The organism is Acutalibacter intestini, from assembly GCF_034334985.1.
GTDB lineage: Bacteria > Bacillota > Clostridia > Oscillospirales > Acutalibacteraceae > Acutalibacter > Acutalibacter intestini.
Genome location: NZ_JAWXXL010000002.1, coordinates 397852 through 412672, shown reverse-complemented (window position 1 = coordinate 412672; position 14821 = coordinate 397852). Strand labels below are relative to the sequence as shown.

20 protein-coding genes, 1 tRNA gene and 4 pseudogenes are annotated in these 14821 nt (G+C 53.5%); 3 read left to right on the top strand and 22 right to left on the bottom strand.

Annotated elements, in window-relative coordinates:
• Position 1 precedes the first annotated feature (1 nt).
• From U8U68_RS04555 to U8U68_RS04515, 10 genes are all read right to left on the bottom strand, one after another.
• Positions 2–454, bottom strand: coding sequence for a winged helix-turn-helix domain-containing protein (locus tag U8U68_RS04555; protein ID WP_300776821.1), 453 nt, complete (start codon positions 452–454; stop codon positions 2–4).
• A 7-nt stretch (positions 455–461) separates the two neighbouring features.
• A complete protein-coding gene (locus U8U68_RS04550) occupies positions 462–611 on the bottom strand; it encodes a DNA cytosine methyltransferase (protein ID WP_437124413.1) in 150 nt (49 codons plus the stop codon).
• A 36-nt stretch (positions 612–647) separates the two neighbouring features.
• Complete coding sequence (locus U8U68_RS04545) at positions 648–944, bottom strand: DUF4314 domain-containing protein (protein ID WP_160644326.1); 297 nt, start codon at positions 942–944, stop codon at positions 648–650.
• 15 nt (positions 945–959) lie between these two features.
• Complete coding sequence (locus U8U68_RS04540) at positions 960–1805, bottom strand: hypothetical protein (protein WP_322199632.1); 846 nt, start codon at positions 1803–1805, stop codon at positions 960–962.
• Position 1806: 1 nt separating this feature from the next.
• A complete protein-coding gene (locus U8U68_RS04535) occupies positions 1807–2937 on the bottom strand; it encodes an antirestriction protein ArdA (protein ID WP_322199631.1) in 1131 nt (376 codons plus the stop codon).
• Between the two features lie 325 nt (positions 2938–3262).
• Positions 3263–3338 (bottom strand) — tRNA-Pro (locus U8U68_RS04530).
• A gap of 254 nt (positions 3339–3592) precedes the next feature.
• Complete coding sequence (locus U8U68_RS04525) at positions 3593–3787, bottom strand: hypothetical protein (RefSeq protein ID WP_322199630.1); 195 nt, start codon at positions 3785–3787, stop codon at positions 3593–3595.
• A gap of 328 nt (positions 3788–4115) precedes the next feature.
• Complete coding sequence (locus U8U68_RS04520) at positions 4116–4352, bottom strand: hypothetical protein (protein WP_322199629.1); 237 nt, start codon at positions 4350–4352, stop codon at positions 4116–4118.
• A gap of 116 nt (positions 4353–4468) precedes the next feature.
• Positions 4469–4630: an S-layer homology domain-containing protein gene (locus tag U8U68_RS22305; protein ID WP_367575788.1), complete on the bottom strand. Its 162-nt coding sequence runs from the start codon at positions 4628–4630 to the stop codon at positions 4469–4471.
• Positions 4631–4635: 5 nt separating this feature from the next.
• Positions 4636–4812, bottom strand: coding sequence for a hypothetical protein (locus U8U68_RS04515; protein ID WP_322199628.1), 177 nt, complete (start codon positions 4810–4812; stop codon positions 4636–4638).
• Between the two features lie 156 nt (positions 4813–4968).
• On the opposite strand from U8U68_RS04515, the pseudogene U8U68_RS04510 reads away from it, so the two are divergent.
• Positions 4969–5223: pseudogene (locus U8U68_RS04510) on the top strand (transposase); the annotation flags it as partial.
• Positions 5224–5614: 391 nt separating this feature from the next.
• Here the strand turns inward: U8U68_RS04510 and U8U68_RS04500 are convergent.
• The 11 genes and pseudogenes from U8U68_RS04500 to U8U68_RS04450 all read right to left on the bottom strand — a co-directional run.
• Positions 5615–6398, bottom strand: a pseudogene (locus tag U8U68_RS04500) (DUF3848 domain-containing protein); the annotation flags it as partial.
• A gap of 1 nt (position 6399) precedes the next feature.
• A pseudogene (locus tag U8U68_RS04495) lies at positions 6400–6594 on the bottom strand (hypothetical protein); the annotation flags it as partial.
• 73 nt (positions 6595–6667) lie between these two features.
• Positions 6668–7768, bottom strand: a complete 1101-nt coding sequence (locus U8U68_RS04490; protein WP_322199626.1) for an alginate O-acetyltransferase AlgX-related protein — start codon at positions 7766–7768, stop codon at positions 6668–6670.
• Between the two features lie 10 nt (positions 7769–7778).
• Positions 7779–9179: an MBOAT family O-acyltransferase gene (locus tag U8U68_RS04485; protein WP_322199625.1), complete on the bottom strand. Its 1401-nt coding sequence runs from the start codon at positions 9177–9179 to the stop codon at positions 7779–7781.
• Positions 9180–9210: 31 nt separating this feature from the next.
• Positions 9211–9801, bottom strand: coding sequence for a bacteriocin transport accessory protein (locus U8U68_RS04480; RefSeq protein ID WP_322199624.1), 591 nt, complete (start codon positions 9799–9801; stop codon positions 9211–9213).
• A 288-nt stretch (positions 9802–10089) separates the two neighbouring features.
• Positions 10090–10959: an Rpn family recombination-promoting nuclease/putative transposase gene (locus U8U68_RS04475; protein WP_322199623.1), complete on the bottom strand. Its 870-nt coding sequence runs from the start codon at positions 10957–10959 to the stop codon at positions 10090–10092.
• Positions 10960–11022: 63 nt separating this feature from the next.
• Complete coding sequence (locus U8U68_RS04470) at positions 11023–11190, bottom strand: hypothetical protein (RefSeq protein WP_157130599.1); 168 nt, start codon at positions 11188–11190, stop codon at positions 11023–11025.
• A 110-nt stretch (positions 11191–11300) separates the two neighbouring features.
• Positions 11301–11540 (bottom strand): annotated as a pseudogene (locus U8U68_RS04465) (CHAP domain-containing protein); the annotation flags it as partial.
• Between the two features lie 33 nt (positions 11541–11573).
• Positions 11574–12026: a hypothetical protein gene (locus U8U68_RS04460; protein WP_088364364.1), complete on the bottom strand. Its 453-nt coding sequence runs from the start codon at positions 12024–12026 to the stop codon at positions 11574–11576.
• 240 nt (positions 12027–12266) lie between these two features.
• Complete coding sequence (locus tag U8U68_RS04455; protein ID WP_322199622.1) at positions 12267–12746, bottom strand: hypothetical protein; 480 nt, start codon at positions 12744–12746, stop codon at positions 12267–12269.
• 152 nt (positions 12747–12898) lie between these two features.
• Entirely contained in the window at positions 12899–13018 is a 120-nt protein-coding gene (locus U8U68_RS04450) for an S-layer homology domain-containing protein (protein WP_084384269.1), read from the bottom strand.
• Between the two features lie 150 nt (positions 13019–13168).
• On the opposite strand from U8U68_RS04450, the gene U8U68_RS04445 reads away from it, so the two are divergent.
• On the top strand, positions 13169–13909 hold the full coding sequence (locus U8U68_RS04445) for a DUF5694 domain-containing protein (RefSeq protein ID WP_066535808.1): 741 nt from the start codon (positions 13169–13171) through the stop codon (positions 13907–13909).
• On the opposite strand, the gene U8U68_RS04440 is transcribed toward U8U68_RS04445, so the two are convergent.
• Positions 13906–14070 carry a hypothetical protein gene (locus U8U68_RS04440; protein ID WP_367575786.1) on the bottom strand — a complete coding sequence of 55 codons (165 nt, stop codon included), beginning with the start codon at positions 14068–14070 and terminating at the stop codon, positions 13906–13908. The genes U8U68_RS04445 and U8U68_RS04440 overlap by 4 nt on opposite strands.
• Positions 14071–14284: 214 nt before the next feature.
• On the opposite strand from U8U68_RS04440, the gene U8U68_RS04435 reads away from it, so the two are divergent.
• On the top strand, positions 14285–14764 hold the full coding sequence (locus U8U68_RS04435) for a P-loop nucleotide/nucleoside kinase family protein (RefSeq protein WP_322199621.1): 480 nt from the start codon (positions 14285–14287) through the stop codon (positions 14762–14764).
• The last annotated feature ends 57 nt before the right edge of the window (positions 14765–14821 follow it).

Genomic DNA, 14821 nt, shown 5'->3' with positions numbered 1-14821 from the left:
CTTAGATACGCGTGGGATCCTGTTTCCGGGCGCGCTTCGCCGGACGCTGGCAGCTCAGCCCCCAGCGCTTCATATATTCCGACAGCCTCCGTTCGCTCACGTCCTTATGGTATTGTTTCATGATGTATTGCCTCGTTCGGCCCAGCGTCCAGAGTTTCCCTGGTATCCCGAAATCCTCCGGCGTTTTCTCCACCACAACCTCGCGAATTTCCCCCTGCTCCCAGGCCTCCAGCAGCATATGGGTCCCTGGTTTCCTTCCGTATTTCTTCCGCTCCAATGACGCTTCTCCCTCTCGCTGATACGCGGTCCATATTTCGCTGATCCGATTCTGGCGTACTCCTACGAGCTCCTCTATCTCCTTTCCGCTCTTGCCCATTTTCTTGAGCCGTACCACCTGACTGCGTATCTGCTTGAGCCCTTCTTTTCCCACTTTCCGCAAATCGATATATTCCATATCCCTATTATATCACTCTTCCTCTCTTTTTCCTAGCTTTTTGAGCGGGAGTAATATCTATCTCGCAGTGACCGACGCATTCAAAGCCGCCTACAGCCTCTAAGCCGGAGCGGAAACCGCCGATCCCCGCGAACATATCAAAAAATCGGATAGCCATGCGCCATCCGACCACTTCACTGTATTAACTTTCACCTCACATTTTCATGCCGAAATCTTCATCTTCGTCCATGTCCGGCTCCTGTTCCTCTGCCAGTTCTTCCTCGGTGAGCTTGCGAAAGGAGTCCTCGCTGGGGATGATCCCCAGCGCACGGCCATTGTCAAACTTACAGTGCAGGGTGCCGATATCGTCTACGGCAATCACAGTGCCCCGCGTGTTATCCTCAACACGGTGGATGTCGTTTCCCATGCTCAGCAACATGATCCGTGTGCCGCTGGGGTACTCGGCCTTGTAGCGCTCAGCCATCCGATGCAGCCTATCCCATTCGTTCATCTCGAAAACCTCCTTTTACATACCGCCCATCCCTTGATGGGGTTCCAGGTGCTCGTCCAACTCATCCTCCGTACAGAGAAAATAATCATCACTGCTGTTCCAATACGAAACATACAAGTCGCCCTCATCGGTTTCGATGGGCCGCTGCTCGAAACCTTCTCCAAGCCCATCTGAGCATTGCCCTAGGATTTCTTCCCGCAAATCCGCCATTTCTTCCGGCGTGAGCGGTTCCTTGAGGTGACAATCGATACGCCCCAGAAGCCTGCCGTCCATGTCCTCCACCGTCCAAACAGCCGACATGAGCTTGGCGGCTACGCCAGCGTTTCTGTCCAGGTACTGAGCCATGTCACCCATTTCCGGGGCCTGCTCGTCGGCAATGCCCTGCTCGATTTGGTCTTGATATGCCGCCAGGAAACCGCTGCCAACCTCAATATACTCGTCGCACCCGCCGTCATCCAGTTGGCCCACCAGGGGGCAATAAAACGTCAGCTTGACCGGCCCGGCAGCCTGGGTCATCTCCCGAATGTCATCGAACAGCATTTCTTTCGTCAGGTACTGGTTGTGGACGATGTTCTGTTCCAGGTCTGTGAGAATTTCCTCTCTGGCGGTGCTGACGGCGAAGGCCACGGTGTTGGCGTCAGCCAGGGTGTCGTTCTTGCCGAACACCCGTAGCAGGCGGTTGCCGATCTTGCTGTCGGAGGACAGGGTGACTTCCACGTCCTTATCGTCATGGAGCAGGATGTTTTTCGGGGGCTTGCTGATACCGGCATCCCGCATATCATGGTAGAGCTGATGAATGTCGCTGGGCAGTTCCCGCTCAAGTTCTGCCCCGTTTTTGTTGGCGATTTTAACTTTTATCATGCTAAATCCCCCTCATTGCAAGGTCCAGGTCATCGTCCAAAATCATTTCCAGCGAACAGCCGCTGTCCATGCAGACGAAGCCTCCTTCCACAAACTGCCCCTCTCGATCCTCACTGATCTGATTGCCCAGGGCGTCAAAGTCGATATAGTCTGCCAACTCTGGCGAGGCGCTGTACTCGCTATGGCGATCCACAAAATGTTGGCCTACATCCTCATCCGTTTCCGCGTCTTTGATGAACACAAAATCATCCAGATGCCGGGCCACACGCATAATGTCCCCACTGCTGGAGATGTTGGCATATTCTACGACCGCCGCCAGCTTTTCAAAGCCCTCAGTAGTTTTTGGAAACGCGTCAGCCAGTTCGTTTGCCACCCCGAGCCCATGATCCCGCAGCATTGTTTCCAGGTGCTGTGTCCACATGGAATTGTCCAGCATGAAATCCGTGAACGCCACCTTGCACATATCCGGGGAGGGCGCACCCATCCGCCTGGCCGCTTTGATGACAGCGAGTTCATCTTCCGGCAGGTACAGGTACTCGGTTTTGGGGCCGTACTCCATCTGCGCGACAGCGATAATGTCTCGGCGGGGCTCGCAGTAGGGGAAAGTTGCGCCGTGGTAGACTTCATGGTACGGCACATCCTTGCTCGTGAAGAGTAGGCCGTAGGTGGTGGGGGTCCCATTCCCGCTGGTCAGCAGGTCACGGCCCGCCTGCTCAAAGTCGAGTTTGTCAACCTCCGAGGCGGGCAGAGCACCCATCTTATTGAGCAGATATTTCCTGCCCACAGCGGCCAGGTCGGTGACGTTTTGCACCAGCGTGTACCTCTCCATGTTGAAGGACAGGTTGATGAGGGCTGTGAGGTCTGATGGCTGCTCCACCTGCACCGCCGCAAAAAACTGGTCTTGCGCGTATGACGTGAACCGATCGAGGTTTTTGGCGAGGAAGTTCAGTTCGTCCAGATCAATTTCCTTCCCATTCAACATGGCCAGTTCCTTTGGGGTGACATCGTCGGCGGTGACCTTGAAGGGTGCGGTGCGGAATGCTTTGACGAGCGCCTTTTGAATTTCTGCTTCGCGCAGGGGGAGGGTCAACGTGGTCCGCATGGGGCCGTGCCAGATTTTTAGGGTTATCATAGGTTCAGCTCCTTCCTGAAATAAAAAAAGCCGGTCGCTTGTTTTGGGGGAGAGTTCCCCAGCGACCGGCTATGTATGCAACGGGCTATCGCCCTTATGCAAGCAAAAGACTACTGTCTTTTGCGAAAAAAGCCAGCGGTTTTTCTCCTGCTGGCCCTCTCATTTCGTTCTATTCTGTTGTTGTGAGAGTTCGGTTCCTGCCGCAAAGCCAAAAGGCTAAATTTTCATCCACGTTTTTGCACTTTCGAAATCCAGGCTTTCAGGCATCAAAAAACCGCGCCACAGCGCGGTTTTTTGAGCGAATATCTTTTTTATATCCACAGGATGGTCCGAGTGGCGAGACTTGAACTCACGGCCTCTTGACCCCCAGTCAAGCGCGCTACCAACTGCGCCACACCCGGACAACATCGCTATTATACCTCATGTTTCAAAAAAAAGCAAGTGTTTTTTTCGAATTTTTTCACTTTTTCTCCTTGAATTGAAGAACGGGAAAGACCCAGGGGATTTTTCGCCCCTGCTCTTCCCCGTTTTCCCTCATCATGGCTGGAACCTGTTTTTAGTGCCCAAAGCACTGTACCCATGCAAGCTGTTTTTTACCTATCGCTGCCAGCACTTTTCCCCCAGAGCAGTCATCTTTTCTTGTATTTCGCTAAATTTAGCGGCGCAGCATTAAATCATTCACCAGGCGCTCCAGGTCTGCTTCGCTGTGGATCTCGTCTTGGTGCTCTTCCAGCGCCGCCCGCACCTCTTCAGGTAAATCCCTGCGGCCGTTCAGAAACACTGGCAGTACCCCGGCAGACATTCCCGCTGGTGTTCCTGTGGACCACGCACCCCAAGCATAAGGAAACATAAATATCACCCCCAGCACTATTGTGCGCCGGCTCCGTGCCATTAATCCCGGAAGATCTTGGAGCAAACGTTGGATTGTGATAATTAATTTATGAAAACACACGCAACGTCAATCTGTTCTTGCTTTTTAATCCAATATTTTTTCAAGAAAAGTTGTAACCTGATCAAGATCAGTGATAGTCCACACCTCCGGTGGTCTTCCCGCAGTTGTGGCAGTAGATCTCATAGATGGTCATGCCGTCCTCGTGCTTCCTGTTTCACGTCCACATTAGAGCTGCCGCAGTGGATGCACACCTTCAGATCAACGGCCAAGACCGTATACAGGGTGCTCACCTCGCCGTGGTGCCGAAACTGCACTCCTGGGTACAGTCTCTGTCCAGGTAGAGCTCCTCATAGCCTGGTGCCAACTGGAAGCGCACGGCGCCGTTTTCACCGCAGGATTTTACATAGGTCTTTTCGTGAGGGGTACCCGGGCCGGCAATGAGGGTCACGGTCTTATCGGCGCCCTCCATCACTGCCCGAAGTTTCCCAGATGGGACATAGGAATCCACTGATCTGGCCGTCATAGAACGTATTCACTAGTTTCCTATTGTGCAGCTTTAGAAAAATCTGCGCGGCCTGAGCCCGGGTGGCGCTACCTTTTCCTGCTACGATATGATTACCCACAGCCCATGCCAGGGCCTCACAGGCGTAGCCGCTGATCTTGCTCCTGGTCACGGAAACGCTCCAGCGCATACAGATCCATCTTTGGGCTACCGGCCTGATTCCACAGCATGGTAGCAAAGTCCTGCCGGGTAAGTGGGGCATTTGGCGCGAAACTATTGCCGCCCACACCAGAGGCAATTCCCTCTAAATGTCTGTCCCATAGTAAGCGTCCCTGTTCATATCTTTATAGAGATAGCCCCAATTTTCATCCTCCATGCCGGGGCTTCCGGCCTGACGCCACAGGGTTGTGACAAGCATCCCCCGGTCAAAATCCGCGTTGGGGGAGAAATGCAGCCCGCCGGTACCCCACCATGATGCCATTCTGATAAACGTATTCCACAGCCTCTTTGTACCAGTCGTTGGAGGCTACTGTCCCCCCTCCCATCTTGAAAGAGAGAAAAGGATTCGGTATAATGGTAAAGAAAAGAAGAAAAACAAGATGGGAAACAAAAAAGGGATTGCACCGCGAAATACGATGAAAAATTCGAAGAAGGAGCCATCCGGTTGGTGATCGAGCAAGGGCAGCTCAGCAAGGAGGTAGCAGCAGAACTGGGAATTTGCATAGACACGCTGCATCATTGGCTAAAGGCGGCGGGAGAGCCGTTCCCCGGCCAAGCGGACCGGCAGAACCGGGAAGCAAAACGGGCCCGGGAGCTGGAGGCGGAAGTGCGTTTGCTTTGTAAGCAGGTGTCAGAGAAGGATGAGGTGGTAGAGACCCTAAAAAATCTGTAGGCACACTTTCAAAACCATAGAAGAAAAATACCGATTTATCCAAAGGGATGCCCGGGAGTTTTGTGTGGATGCGTTATGCCGGATTTTGGAGGTTTCTCGGGGAGAATATTACGCGTGGAAAAATCGCGGCATAAGCCGGCAGAAACAACGCAATCAGGATCTGGCTAGAAAGCTTGTCAGACTGCACGAGGCATACCCAGCCCTAGGCCTGGATGGGCTTTACCATATGATAAAGCCCGCGATTCCCTGCTCCCGGGACCACGTTCACCGGCTGATGAAATGTGCCCTACTCTTTCCGACGCCATGCAGTTCCGGTTTTATGGTGTAGATGAAACCCCCGTCCGCTTTCAATCTGGTCCTGCTGTATCCCCGTCTGACGGTAATGGAATAGGGGGGCGGCAGGTTTGCGTTCCGGCGGCTCCTGTTTGAGTTTTTCCAGAACGGAGCCTTTCTCCGGGGCTTGAAGGACTTTCCGCGCCTGTTTCAAAAACAGGTCGGTCAGGCCGGGGTTGACCTTATCCACCACCAGGGCATAGCTGTGGCGGGGATCGCCGCCATCCTCCGGCATGGGGATTGTTTTCGCCCAGGCTTTGTTATCGCGGGAGATACGCCCGTCATGCTCCTTTTTCAGCACCGTATTGGCAAGGATAACCTGCATACGCTCCGGCCCGAACTGTTCCAGCACTTCTTTGACAGCAGCCTCGGTATTCAGACGGTTATCCCCATAGTGAGCGTTAATGGCCTGCCGGGTGGCTTCTTTGCAGGCAAGACTGGCTTGCAGGGAGGCGCGGTACTGCGCCATCTCCCCATGTTCGGACGCATAGGCGGCGGAGTGGGGATAGACCGGGGCGGCTTTCTGTTCCTCTTTTTTCTTGCACATCTCATTGGCCCGTTCCTCAATGCTGTCCCGGATCACATCCATATAGCTGGTTTCCAGTTTTTCAAAATGCCGGTACACATCAGCCAGCGGGGAGGGGGAATCCAGAAAGCGCCTGGGCCTGGGCGTCTGTCAGCTCCAATACCTCCATCGCCATCACAATGTCCTCCCGGACAGTGTACTCATAGGCGTGGTTTAAGACCTCCTCTGGAGACTGGCTTTTCAGCCAATCCCGGAAGGTATCCTGTTCAGCGGCCATCTTCTCATAAAGGGTCGTATTCCTTTCGTTGCTGTTTATATTATCTTGCCTCCTGTTGTTTGGGTTTCTTTTCCATGCTGCGGGGCGGGAGCGGGCGTTTCAGCCCTTCCAGCACCGAGGGCCTTTCGCGCTTGGCAATCGCCGCTTCTGGACGGGACTGCTCCCTGCTGTCCATGTTCAGCTCCATATCCAGCTCCACCAGACGGGCGTTCTTGACCCGCAATTCCTCCTCATAGCCCAGCCCCGGCATGGGGCCATGAAAAAAGGGCGCGGCATCTTCTATGCCGCACCCTTTTTGGGTTGCCTGGTCACTTGATGGTTTCGCTGTTATTAAGGACAGACGTGCTGTAAAGGAACAGCACGTCCTGATCGGTAAAGGAGATAAACTGGTCCAGCATCAAGGGGGATATATAGCGGATATCCACCAGAGTGATGGAGGCGTAGCCCTCTGCCAACAGGGGCGCTATGCTGCTTCCGAAGGAGTCCCGGAAGAGGACCAGCTCCTTCCCAGGGGCGGCGTGAGGATTTTCAATCTTCAGCAGCGATTTGGGCCCCGCCAGAAAAAAGGCATAGGGGTCGCGGCCCGCGGCCTGCCCTGGGTCGTAAAGGGGGATATCAGTGCCTGTTTCATAGTCATAGACCCGGCAGTCCTCTAGGGCGGCGTGGCTTAGGTAGTACAGCTCCTCCCCTGGCAGGGGCAGGGCCGCTTGCCCATAGTATACCCCATAAAAGGGGGTGTTGGCCAGATGGCGGGGATAGTCGCCTGACAGGGCGGCCCCCATCTGACGGGCAAGGTACTGGGCGGCATCGGTTATATTTTCCTGCCGCCAATGGCTGTCTGTGCGGTAATAGTCCGATAACTCTAAAAAGGGGAAGAGATCAATATACTGGGCAAAATCCAGACGGGCCCGCAGGGCGGCCACCAGATCGGCATGGTCAAGGGCTGGAGCGCCGTGTTTCTCCGCCATATAACAGTTCTTGTCCGGGATGACGGACAGGTAAACCGCTACGTCTTTGTCCGCCAGATACTGCTTGTAAACATACCGGAACCGCGACGCCGCGTAGTCCACAGACGGCAGGTCAAGGGGGTAATCCAGCTTGGAGATGTAGCCGTCCTGTAGGTAGACCCCGTTGTTGTCCTTCTGCCTGAAAGCGTACAGGGCGGTGAGAGCCTTCACCGTGCGAAACTTGTCCCGCAGGGGGAACTGATCCAGCGCGCATTCCTCAAAGTCTGCCATAAAGGCCCCCGAAAGTACGGCGTCCCAGCTGGCAGCCGGCGGGGTTGCCAGAGGCCGGCGCTCACTGGCCGACTGGGTGTCCACAGGCTTGAGGACAGCCCACAGCAAAAAGCCATATAAGAAGAGGCAGGTGAGGGCCACAAGAGCCATATCCTTCCATTTTTCCGGCATACCATCGCTCCTAAAATCTAAAATATAAGAAGGGATTAAAGGAACCGTCTATGAGATAGGCGGTGCACACCGTTAACAGCGCCAGACAGGCCACCGGCTCTGCTATATGGCAGGCCGCGCGGGTATACCTGCCTTTCTCTGCCAAAAGCGCCAGCTTTTTGGGCAGTGGGGTCGCGCCTATCAGAGCCAGGGCCAAAATGACCAGATAGCTTTTCAGGTAATAGACGCTTTCCACTGTAAGGGCCGGCAGGGCCCGGCCCCCGAACATGGCGGTGATATGGGAGAACGCCGCCGCCACGCTTTCCGCGTCAAAGATCACAAAACTAACCATGACCAGAAACAGCACATACAGGTGGCTGACACCCCTGTGCCGGTTCAGCCACCCGGCCAGCCACAGCTTTTCCAGCGTCAGCAGGGCCGCAAACAGCAGGCCCCAAAGGGCAAAATTCCACGCCGCGCCGTGCCAAAGCCCGGTTGCCGCCCACACCACCGCTATATTGAACAGCCGGCGGGGCTTGCCCACCCGGTTGCCGCCCAAAGGGATGTAGAGATAGTCCCGGAACCAGGCCCCCAGCGAGATGTGCCATCTTCGCCAGAATTCCGTGATGCTGCGGGAAATATAGGGATAGTTAAAGTTTTCCGGGAACCGGAAACCAAACACATCCCCCAGGCCAATGGCCATATCGCTGTAGCCGGAGAAGTCGAAATAAATATGCAGCATATAGGCGGCGGCGTACAGCCAGTAGAACAGGACAGAGGGTTCCGCAGATTCTTTAAAGGCGGACACCAGAGCCCCCAGTTGGTTGGCCACCAGTACTTTTTTAGATAAACCGATGGTAAACCGCCGGACGCCCCTTGCGGCCCCGCTAAGGCTGTGGGCTCTGCTCCGCAGCTGGCCGGCTATGTCCGCGTACCGGACAATAGGCCCTGCCACCAGCTGGGGAAACATCGCTATATAGACCGCCAGGTCCACATAGTTCCGCTGTGCGGGCACCATGCCCCGGTATACGTCCACCGTGTAGCTGATCACTTGAAAGGTATAAAAGCTGATGCCTACCGGCAGCGCAATTTTAAGCAGCGGGAGGGACAGCCCTGTTACCCGGTTGAAATTGCTGATGAAGAAATCCGCGTACTTGCAGTACCCCAGCAATAGCAGGCTGAAGAGGACCGAAACCGCCAGGAGGGCTTTGGAGCGGCCTTTTTCCCGGTGTTTTTCGATCAAGAGCCCAAAAATATACCCCTGGGTGATGGAGAGGAGCATAAAGGCCAGGTATCTGGGCTCGCCCCAGCCATAGAAAAAGAGGCTGGCCACAAGCAGCACGCTGTTCTTCAAGCGCTGGGGCGCAGCAAAGTACAGGGCCACCACGACGGGCAGAAAGTAAAACAGAAAGGTTATGCTGGAAAATAACATTGCTTAGCCTTTACCATTGTCCTGCCGCCGGTTACGCCACGGGCTCATCGCACACGGTTTCCACGGCGGGGTACGCGGCCGCCAGTTTTTCCCGGAAGGTGCCCGTGATTCCCTCTTCGCCAAAGAAGGCCACCACATAGCCGTCGGCCTGCATGATCACCAGCCGGTCCGGGAAGCCGCACATCCATTGCCGTTGCAGGATGTTGTTCTTCAGGGCGGTGGAAACATCCGACAGGTCCCCGGCGTTTTTGACATGATACACGCCGCAGGTAAAGGTGTTGGCGTTCATCATGTGCATCAGGGAGGCCGCCTCGTCAATTTTGTCCACAGCATCCTCAGGGAATCCCAATGTGGTATCCAACGCGGCGGCATCGCTGAGGCTGAACTTGCCGGGGCCGTCCATGGTCATGTTTTCCTCGGACATATCGCCACCCGCAGCGGCAAAGCGTTCCTCTTCTCCATAGCTGGCCCACACGGTGGTGAGCAGCTCCAGAGCGCTGCCTATTTCCCCCTCAGAGCCGGAGTCCGGCTTGCCGCCACTGCCGCACGCCGCAAAAGCCAGCGTGAACAGTACCGCTAAAAGGGCCGCAAGGGGTTTCTTCATGGTATGCATTACTTTCATGGTATCCATCCTCCAAAGTATAATCGTCTGGGCTGTTTGGCCAGACAGGCCGCCCGGGGAATATGCCCGGGCAAAAGCAAAATCCCCAGAAACCGTACAGTTTCTAGGGATTGTAGACTTGGCTATGTGCCAATGTCCTGGGACGACCATACAAAAAAGATGCCTGCGGGCTTTTCATTCTCAAAAAAGCCAGTATTTATGCGGCTTTACGTCCCATTGAGAAACTGTAAAAACAACTATTACAAAAAAGATGCCACTTTTGAGGAACAGTTTCGCAGGGGTCGACGCCTACTCACCCTCCGCGATTTTTTTGACTTCATCCAGATCCAGGGCACAAATATCGGCAATTTCTTCCAGAGATTTATGCCGCTCCAGCATCCGTTTGATCAGGCCAACCATTGCACTACGCTCGCCTTCAGCCCGCCCAGCTACGCGGCCTTTTTCTATACCTTTTTTTATACCTTCCTCAAACCCTTCCCTACGCGCGTCGATCCGCACATCTTTCAGCTTCGCCGCCAGGGTCATAAATCTCTCCACCTTTCCTTTGTCGGCTTTTATGTCCTCCACCGCCCGGTCTATTTGCGATAAATACTTCGAGCCTGAAATGTCAATTGCCAGCTTTCGATACCTCGCGTTGACATACCGCAGAAACTCCAGCGCCGGTTCGCTCATGTTCCTAACCGTAAACGCGGCATTCAGAATGTAGGCATGAGAGCCGTCTTTGTACGTCAGGTCCTCAGCGCCCTCGATAACGCTCTTGCGCTTATAAAGCGCCAGTCCCCGGCCATAGTAGTCGTCCGTGCAGATGAAAATAATGTAACTTTCTCTGAGCTGCCGGTAGCTCTCAGCAGGTTCCAGCGTCCTGCGGTCAATGCTGCTCTGGTAGAATCGGATACGCCGCTCCAAATCATATGCGTGGCCGGTCTGCATCTCAATGTCATAGCGAGTTTCATCGGCGTCGGCCAAAGCCACATCCAGCCGGATACCGTGTAGGTTGATGCCGTCCTTCATGTCCTGCTGACGCTCGATATAGGTGATATCCGCAATCTTCTTCTCAAGCACCGCCTCCAGAAACGGCTTGACATTCTCTGGCTGGCGCATGACCTCTGAGAAGACCAGGTCATTGGACAAGTTGATATCTTCTATGCTGACGCTCACGGGAACCACCTTCTCTCTACAAATATTATACCCGAATCCGGCCTAAAAAGCAACTGTTTTTGCCTACTCATTGCCGCCCTCCGGCGCGGAGCCGTCCTCCTTCTCCATCGCCCGCTCCACCAGCCGGGTGACGAAATCCTTCTGCTTGACCTGATGCCGCTTGAGGTAGGCTTTCAGCCGCTGATAGGTTTCCTCGGGCATCTGAATGGCCATTGTTCTTGTGTTTTCCATAACGTGAACCTCCTTATTATTTTAGTACATCTGCCTCCCGACGTCCTGATGGGATAGTAGGTAGTACCACTTGCTTTGTTATCATCTGGCATTATATCACTTCCAATCCTTTACAACATTGGCGTTCCATACCCCAAAATCTGGTAGTTGCCGATGGGGTAACTGTTCCGCTCACAGGCATCGCCGGAGTTTCCCTCAATGGTGTACACCCGGCCTCCTTCGACCTTTTCCACGATGCCTACATGGTCGGAACTGCCGTCCTGGACACCGTACTCATCCGGCCAGTCAAAGAAAATGATGCAGCCAGAGTCCGGGGTTGCGCTGCCCTCCAGCCATTGGTCTTTGTTTTTGAACCAGTCTACCCAGTCTCCGCAGACAGCGAATTAAAAATCACAATGGCTATCAAAGAGTTTGCGCGGCTTCGCGGAGCGAACGCCGACAAACTCGGCGACTTGGACGAAGTCCAATGTCGGGCGCACACACTCTACCCGGCTGGGAAAACCGTACCAGCTCCAATAGGGTTCGCCGCCCACATTTCCCAGCTGGGCTTTGGCAACCTCCACCAGTTGATGATTGGCGTAATTCATGATTGCCGAGAAGTCCTCCGGGTCAAGGTCAGTACCGAACACAGCGTTGACCTCGGCAATAAGCTGCTCATCTGTCTGACCGTCCGCGAAACACCCCACCAGCTTTGCAACAAACCCAGGCTCTTTGGAATACTCCGAAAGCGCCAGTATGTACAGCACCTCGGCGGCTTTGATCTGCTCAGGCGTTCTGCCGGTCATAGCGGAGTGGAGGGCTTTGACGGTATCCTCCACAAATTGCAGCTCCGCCACTTCCTCCGGGGTAAGGTCTTGAATTATTTCTTCGGTCAGTCCAGGCGCTGCAAAGTCGATATCGTCCCGACTGAAAAAGGACGCTACCGCCGCGCCGGGCAGTATGAAGATTGCGAAAAAGGCCAGAATCAGGCAGACGATCTTGTCCCAATTCCGCTTGTCCAGCAGGAGTGAAACCGCTATCTTTTTCAGTGCCGCCGCGATCGTTGCGCTAATGATGCTCCCTCCCCTACATATTCATTACCATGCCGCCGTACTCCTGATCTTCTTCCTCATCGGAGTCCGGGAAACCGGGCGGGTCAGGTTGAGCGCCGCTTTTATTTCTTGCATTTTCTGGCTGTCAGGTTTATCTGCTGGGTGGTAGAGTAAGACGGAATATCCGTCTTCTTCCTTTGCCGTTTCCCAACTCCCCGCTGGGACGATAGCACAATCCGATGAATCCAGCAGTGTGGGGTCCCACTTAGCGGTCGTGCCATCATAGGAGAAAGTGGGGTCATCGTTTTTCCCATTCAACATATAATCCAGAATCTTCTCCGGGTCCTGATTGGGCTTGAGCTTATCCCTGACCTCGTCTGTAATCTCAATCTTCGGCGCATCCGGGCTGGGAGAAGGCGAGGGGCTGGGCGTTACATCCGGGCTGGGAGAGGGAGCAGGCGGCTGGGGGTCCCCACTACTTCCGTTCGCCAGCAGTTCCCGGCTGCTGTAGAAGATCTGCGCCACCTGCGCCCTGGTGGCTGTGCCGCTGGGGTCCAGCTTTCCGCCGCTGCCGCCAACATTAACCTCACTTTCGTTCGGTTAAGTTGCCGAGTTTTACTTCGTAAAACTCTTAGCATCTATTATGGGGTTTGAGTATTAAATCAAAAAAGTTTCACTCATGAGTGAAATTTGGTCTTGTTCCCCAGCACGGCCACAAACATCCCTCGGGTCATGGCCTCGTTGGGCGCAAAGGTGGTGGCCGATGTACCGCTGAACAGCCCCTCGCTGGCGGCCATTTGGGAAAGGCTGCATAACTATGGAAAGGATACGTTCAAGCAGATAATAAAAATCACAATTACCTTACGGTGTCCTCAATGGCAGCTCCTGTTATTGCTTTTCTATAATAAATATTGTATAATAAACGAAAAATAATTGGAGGCCAAACTATGCAGGAACTTATGATATTGGGGACATTTCATTTCAAAAGCTTCGGAAACAGCGATCAGTTCAAGCTCAAATCGGACATCCTCTCAAGCCAGCGTCAGCAGGAGGTGTTGAAGCTGGTGGAAGTCCTGGCACATTTCAAGCCTACTAAGATAGCAGTGGAGGATGCCCAGGAATACAGTGGCCAGCTGCAGGAGGAATACCAGGCTTATCTGCGCAGGGAAAAGGAACTAGGCATCAGTGAGGTATACCAGCTTGGGTTCCGGCTGGCGGAGCATATGAGGCATGACCGGCTGCACTGCGTGGATTGGAACATGGCGGTGCCTGGCGTGGGCAGCGTCTTCCAGTGGATGGCGGATAACCCTTCAGAGCATGTTGAGGAACTAAATCGCCACAATGAGGAGAGGTTTAACCAGGAGCAGCAGCACATGGAAGCTTCCACCCTACTGGAGCACTTCATTTATATGAACCGGCCAGAGTACTGTGCGGCAGACCATCAGACATACTTGGAATTCGCCAAGCTGGACGATGGCACTTGGCCAGTAGGTGCGGGCTGGGTGGGCCAGTACTGGTATTACCGCAACCTGCGCATCTGGAAGAATACCACGGCATTGTTTCAGGCGCCGGACGAGCGGGTACTGCTGCTGATAGGCGCCGGGCATGTCCATCTGCTCAGCCAGTTCTTTCGGGAGGCAGGGCAGGTGAGTGTTGTGGATACAGTTAAGGTGCTCAGTGAAAATTAGCAATGCAAGGGGTCGTAGTTTGAAATAAAGACCTCCTCATAGACCGTCCCCGGGTCGTACCGCTGGGCCAGATTGTTGATGCGCTTGATTTTCTCGATGTAAATGCCCGGCACACTGTACAGCGCCCGGATGGTGTCGCAGTATTGTAGGACAGCAGCCACAGGGCCTTTGCAACGCTATGGCAACGGCAAAAATCCAGACGGTCAAGGGGTTAAGAGCGGAGATTTTTTCGCGTTCTTTGCGAAAAAATACTACTCGCCCCTTGACCGTCTGGATAGGCGGAACGGACGTAGAACGGGGGATTGCTTTTCGTAATTGGGTATGGTATAATTTCCCCCAGTACAAACCGATAAATCGATATTTATGGAGGGACTAATGTCTAAGGTTTTTATTATGTGTGGCAAGCTCTGCTGCGGAAAAAGTACTTATGCCAATAAAATCAGATCAACACACAAAGCAGTGATTCTTTCAATTGATGAAATAATGTTGTCGGTGTTTGGACAGGATGCCGGAGAAAAACATGATTACTATGTTGAAAGAATAAAGGCATACCAATATGCAAAATCTGTTGAGATTGCAGAATCAGGAATTAACGTGGTTTTAGACTGGGGGTTCTGGACCAGGAAAGAACGTGAATACGCGAAAGAGTATTACACATCAAGACATATTGATTATGAATTCTATTATTTGGATGTTGATTCGGTTGAGTGGAACAGAAGAATTCAAAAAAGAAATCAGGATGTTTTAAATCACGAATCTGATGCGTATTATGTTGATGAAGGACTTGCTGATAAATTCGAGTCTATCTTTGAAGTCCCAACGAAGGACGAAATAGATGTATGGGTAAATTCCTAAAATTCCAGTTTATCGCTCTCATAAAAGTCTAAAACAAAACGGCGGAGATAAGCATTG

Coding starts and splice junctions, on each gene's coding strand:
- U8U68_RS04555 (WP_300776821.1), bottom strand. CDS start 454: ATGGAATATATCGATTTGCGGAAAGTGGGAAAAGAAGGGCTCAAGCAG.
- U8U68_RS04550 (WP_437124413.1), bottom strand. CDS start 611: ATGGCTATCCGATTTTTTGATATGTTCGCGGGGATCGGCGGTTTCCGC.
- U8U68_RS04545 (WP_160644326.1), bottom strand. CDS start 944: ATGAACGAATGGGATAGGCTGCATCGGATGGCTGAGCGCTACAAGGCC.
- U8U68_RS04540 (WP_322199632.1), bottom strand. CDS start 1,805: ATGATAAAAGTTAAAATCGCCAACAAAAACGGGGCAGAACTTGAGCGG.
- U8U68_RS04535 (WP_322199631.1), bottom strand. CDS start 2,937: ATGATAACCCTAAAAATCTGGCACGGCCCCATGCGGACCACGTTGACC.
- U8U68_RS04525 (WP_322199630.1), bottom strand. CDS start 3,787: ATGTTTCCTTATGCTTGGGGTGCGTGGTCCACAGGAACACCAGCGGGA.
- U8U68_RS04520 (WP_322199629.1), bottom strand. CDS start 4,352: ATGACGGCCAGATCAGTGGATTCCTATGTCCCATCTGGGAAACTTCGG.
- U8U68_RS04515 (WP_322199628.1), bottom strand. CDS start 4,812: ATGGCATCATGGTGGGGTACCGGCGGGCTGCATTTCTCCCCCAACGCG.
- U8U68_RS04490 (WP_322199626.1), bottom strand. CDS start 7,768: ATGCCGGAAAAATGGAAGGATATGGCTCTTGTGGCCCTCACCTGCCTC.
- U8U68_RS04485 (WP_322199625.1), bottom strand. CDS start 9,179: ATGTTATTTTCCAGCATAACCTTTCTGTTTTACTTTCTGCCCGTCGTG.
- U8U68_RS04480 (WP_322199624.1), bottom strand. CDS start 9,801: ATGAAAGTAATGCATACCATGAAGAAACCCCTTGCGGCCCTTTTAGCG.
- U8U68_RS04470 (WP_157130599.1), bottom strand. CDS start 11,190: ATGGAAAACACAAGAACAATGGCCATTCAGATGCCCGAGGAAACCTAT.
- U8U68_RS04450 (WP_084384269.1), bottom strand. CDS start 13,018: ATGGCCGCCAGCGAGGGGCTGTTCAGCGGTACATCGGCCACCACCTTT.
- U8U68_RS04445 (WP_066535808.1), top strand. CDS start 13,169: ATGCAGGAACTTATGATATTGGGGACATTTCATTTCAAAAGCTTCGGA.
- U8U68_RS04435 (WP_322199621.1), top strand. CDS start 14,285: ATGTCTAAGGTTTTTATTATGTGTGGCAAGCTCTGCTGCGGAAAAAGT.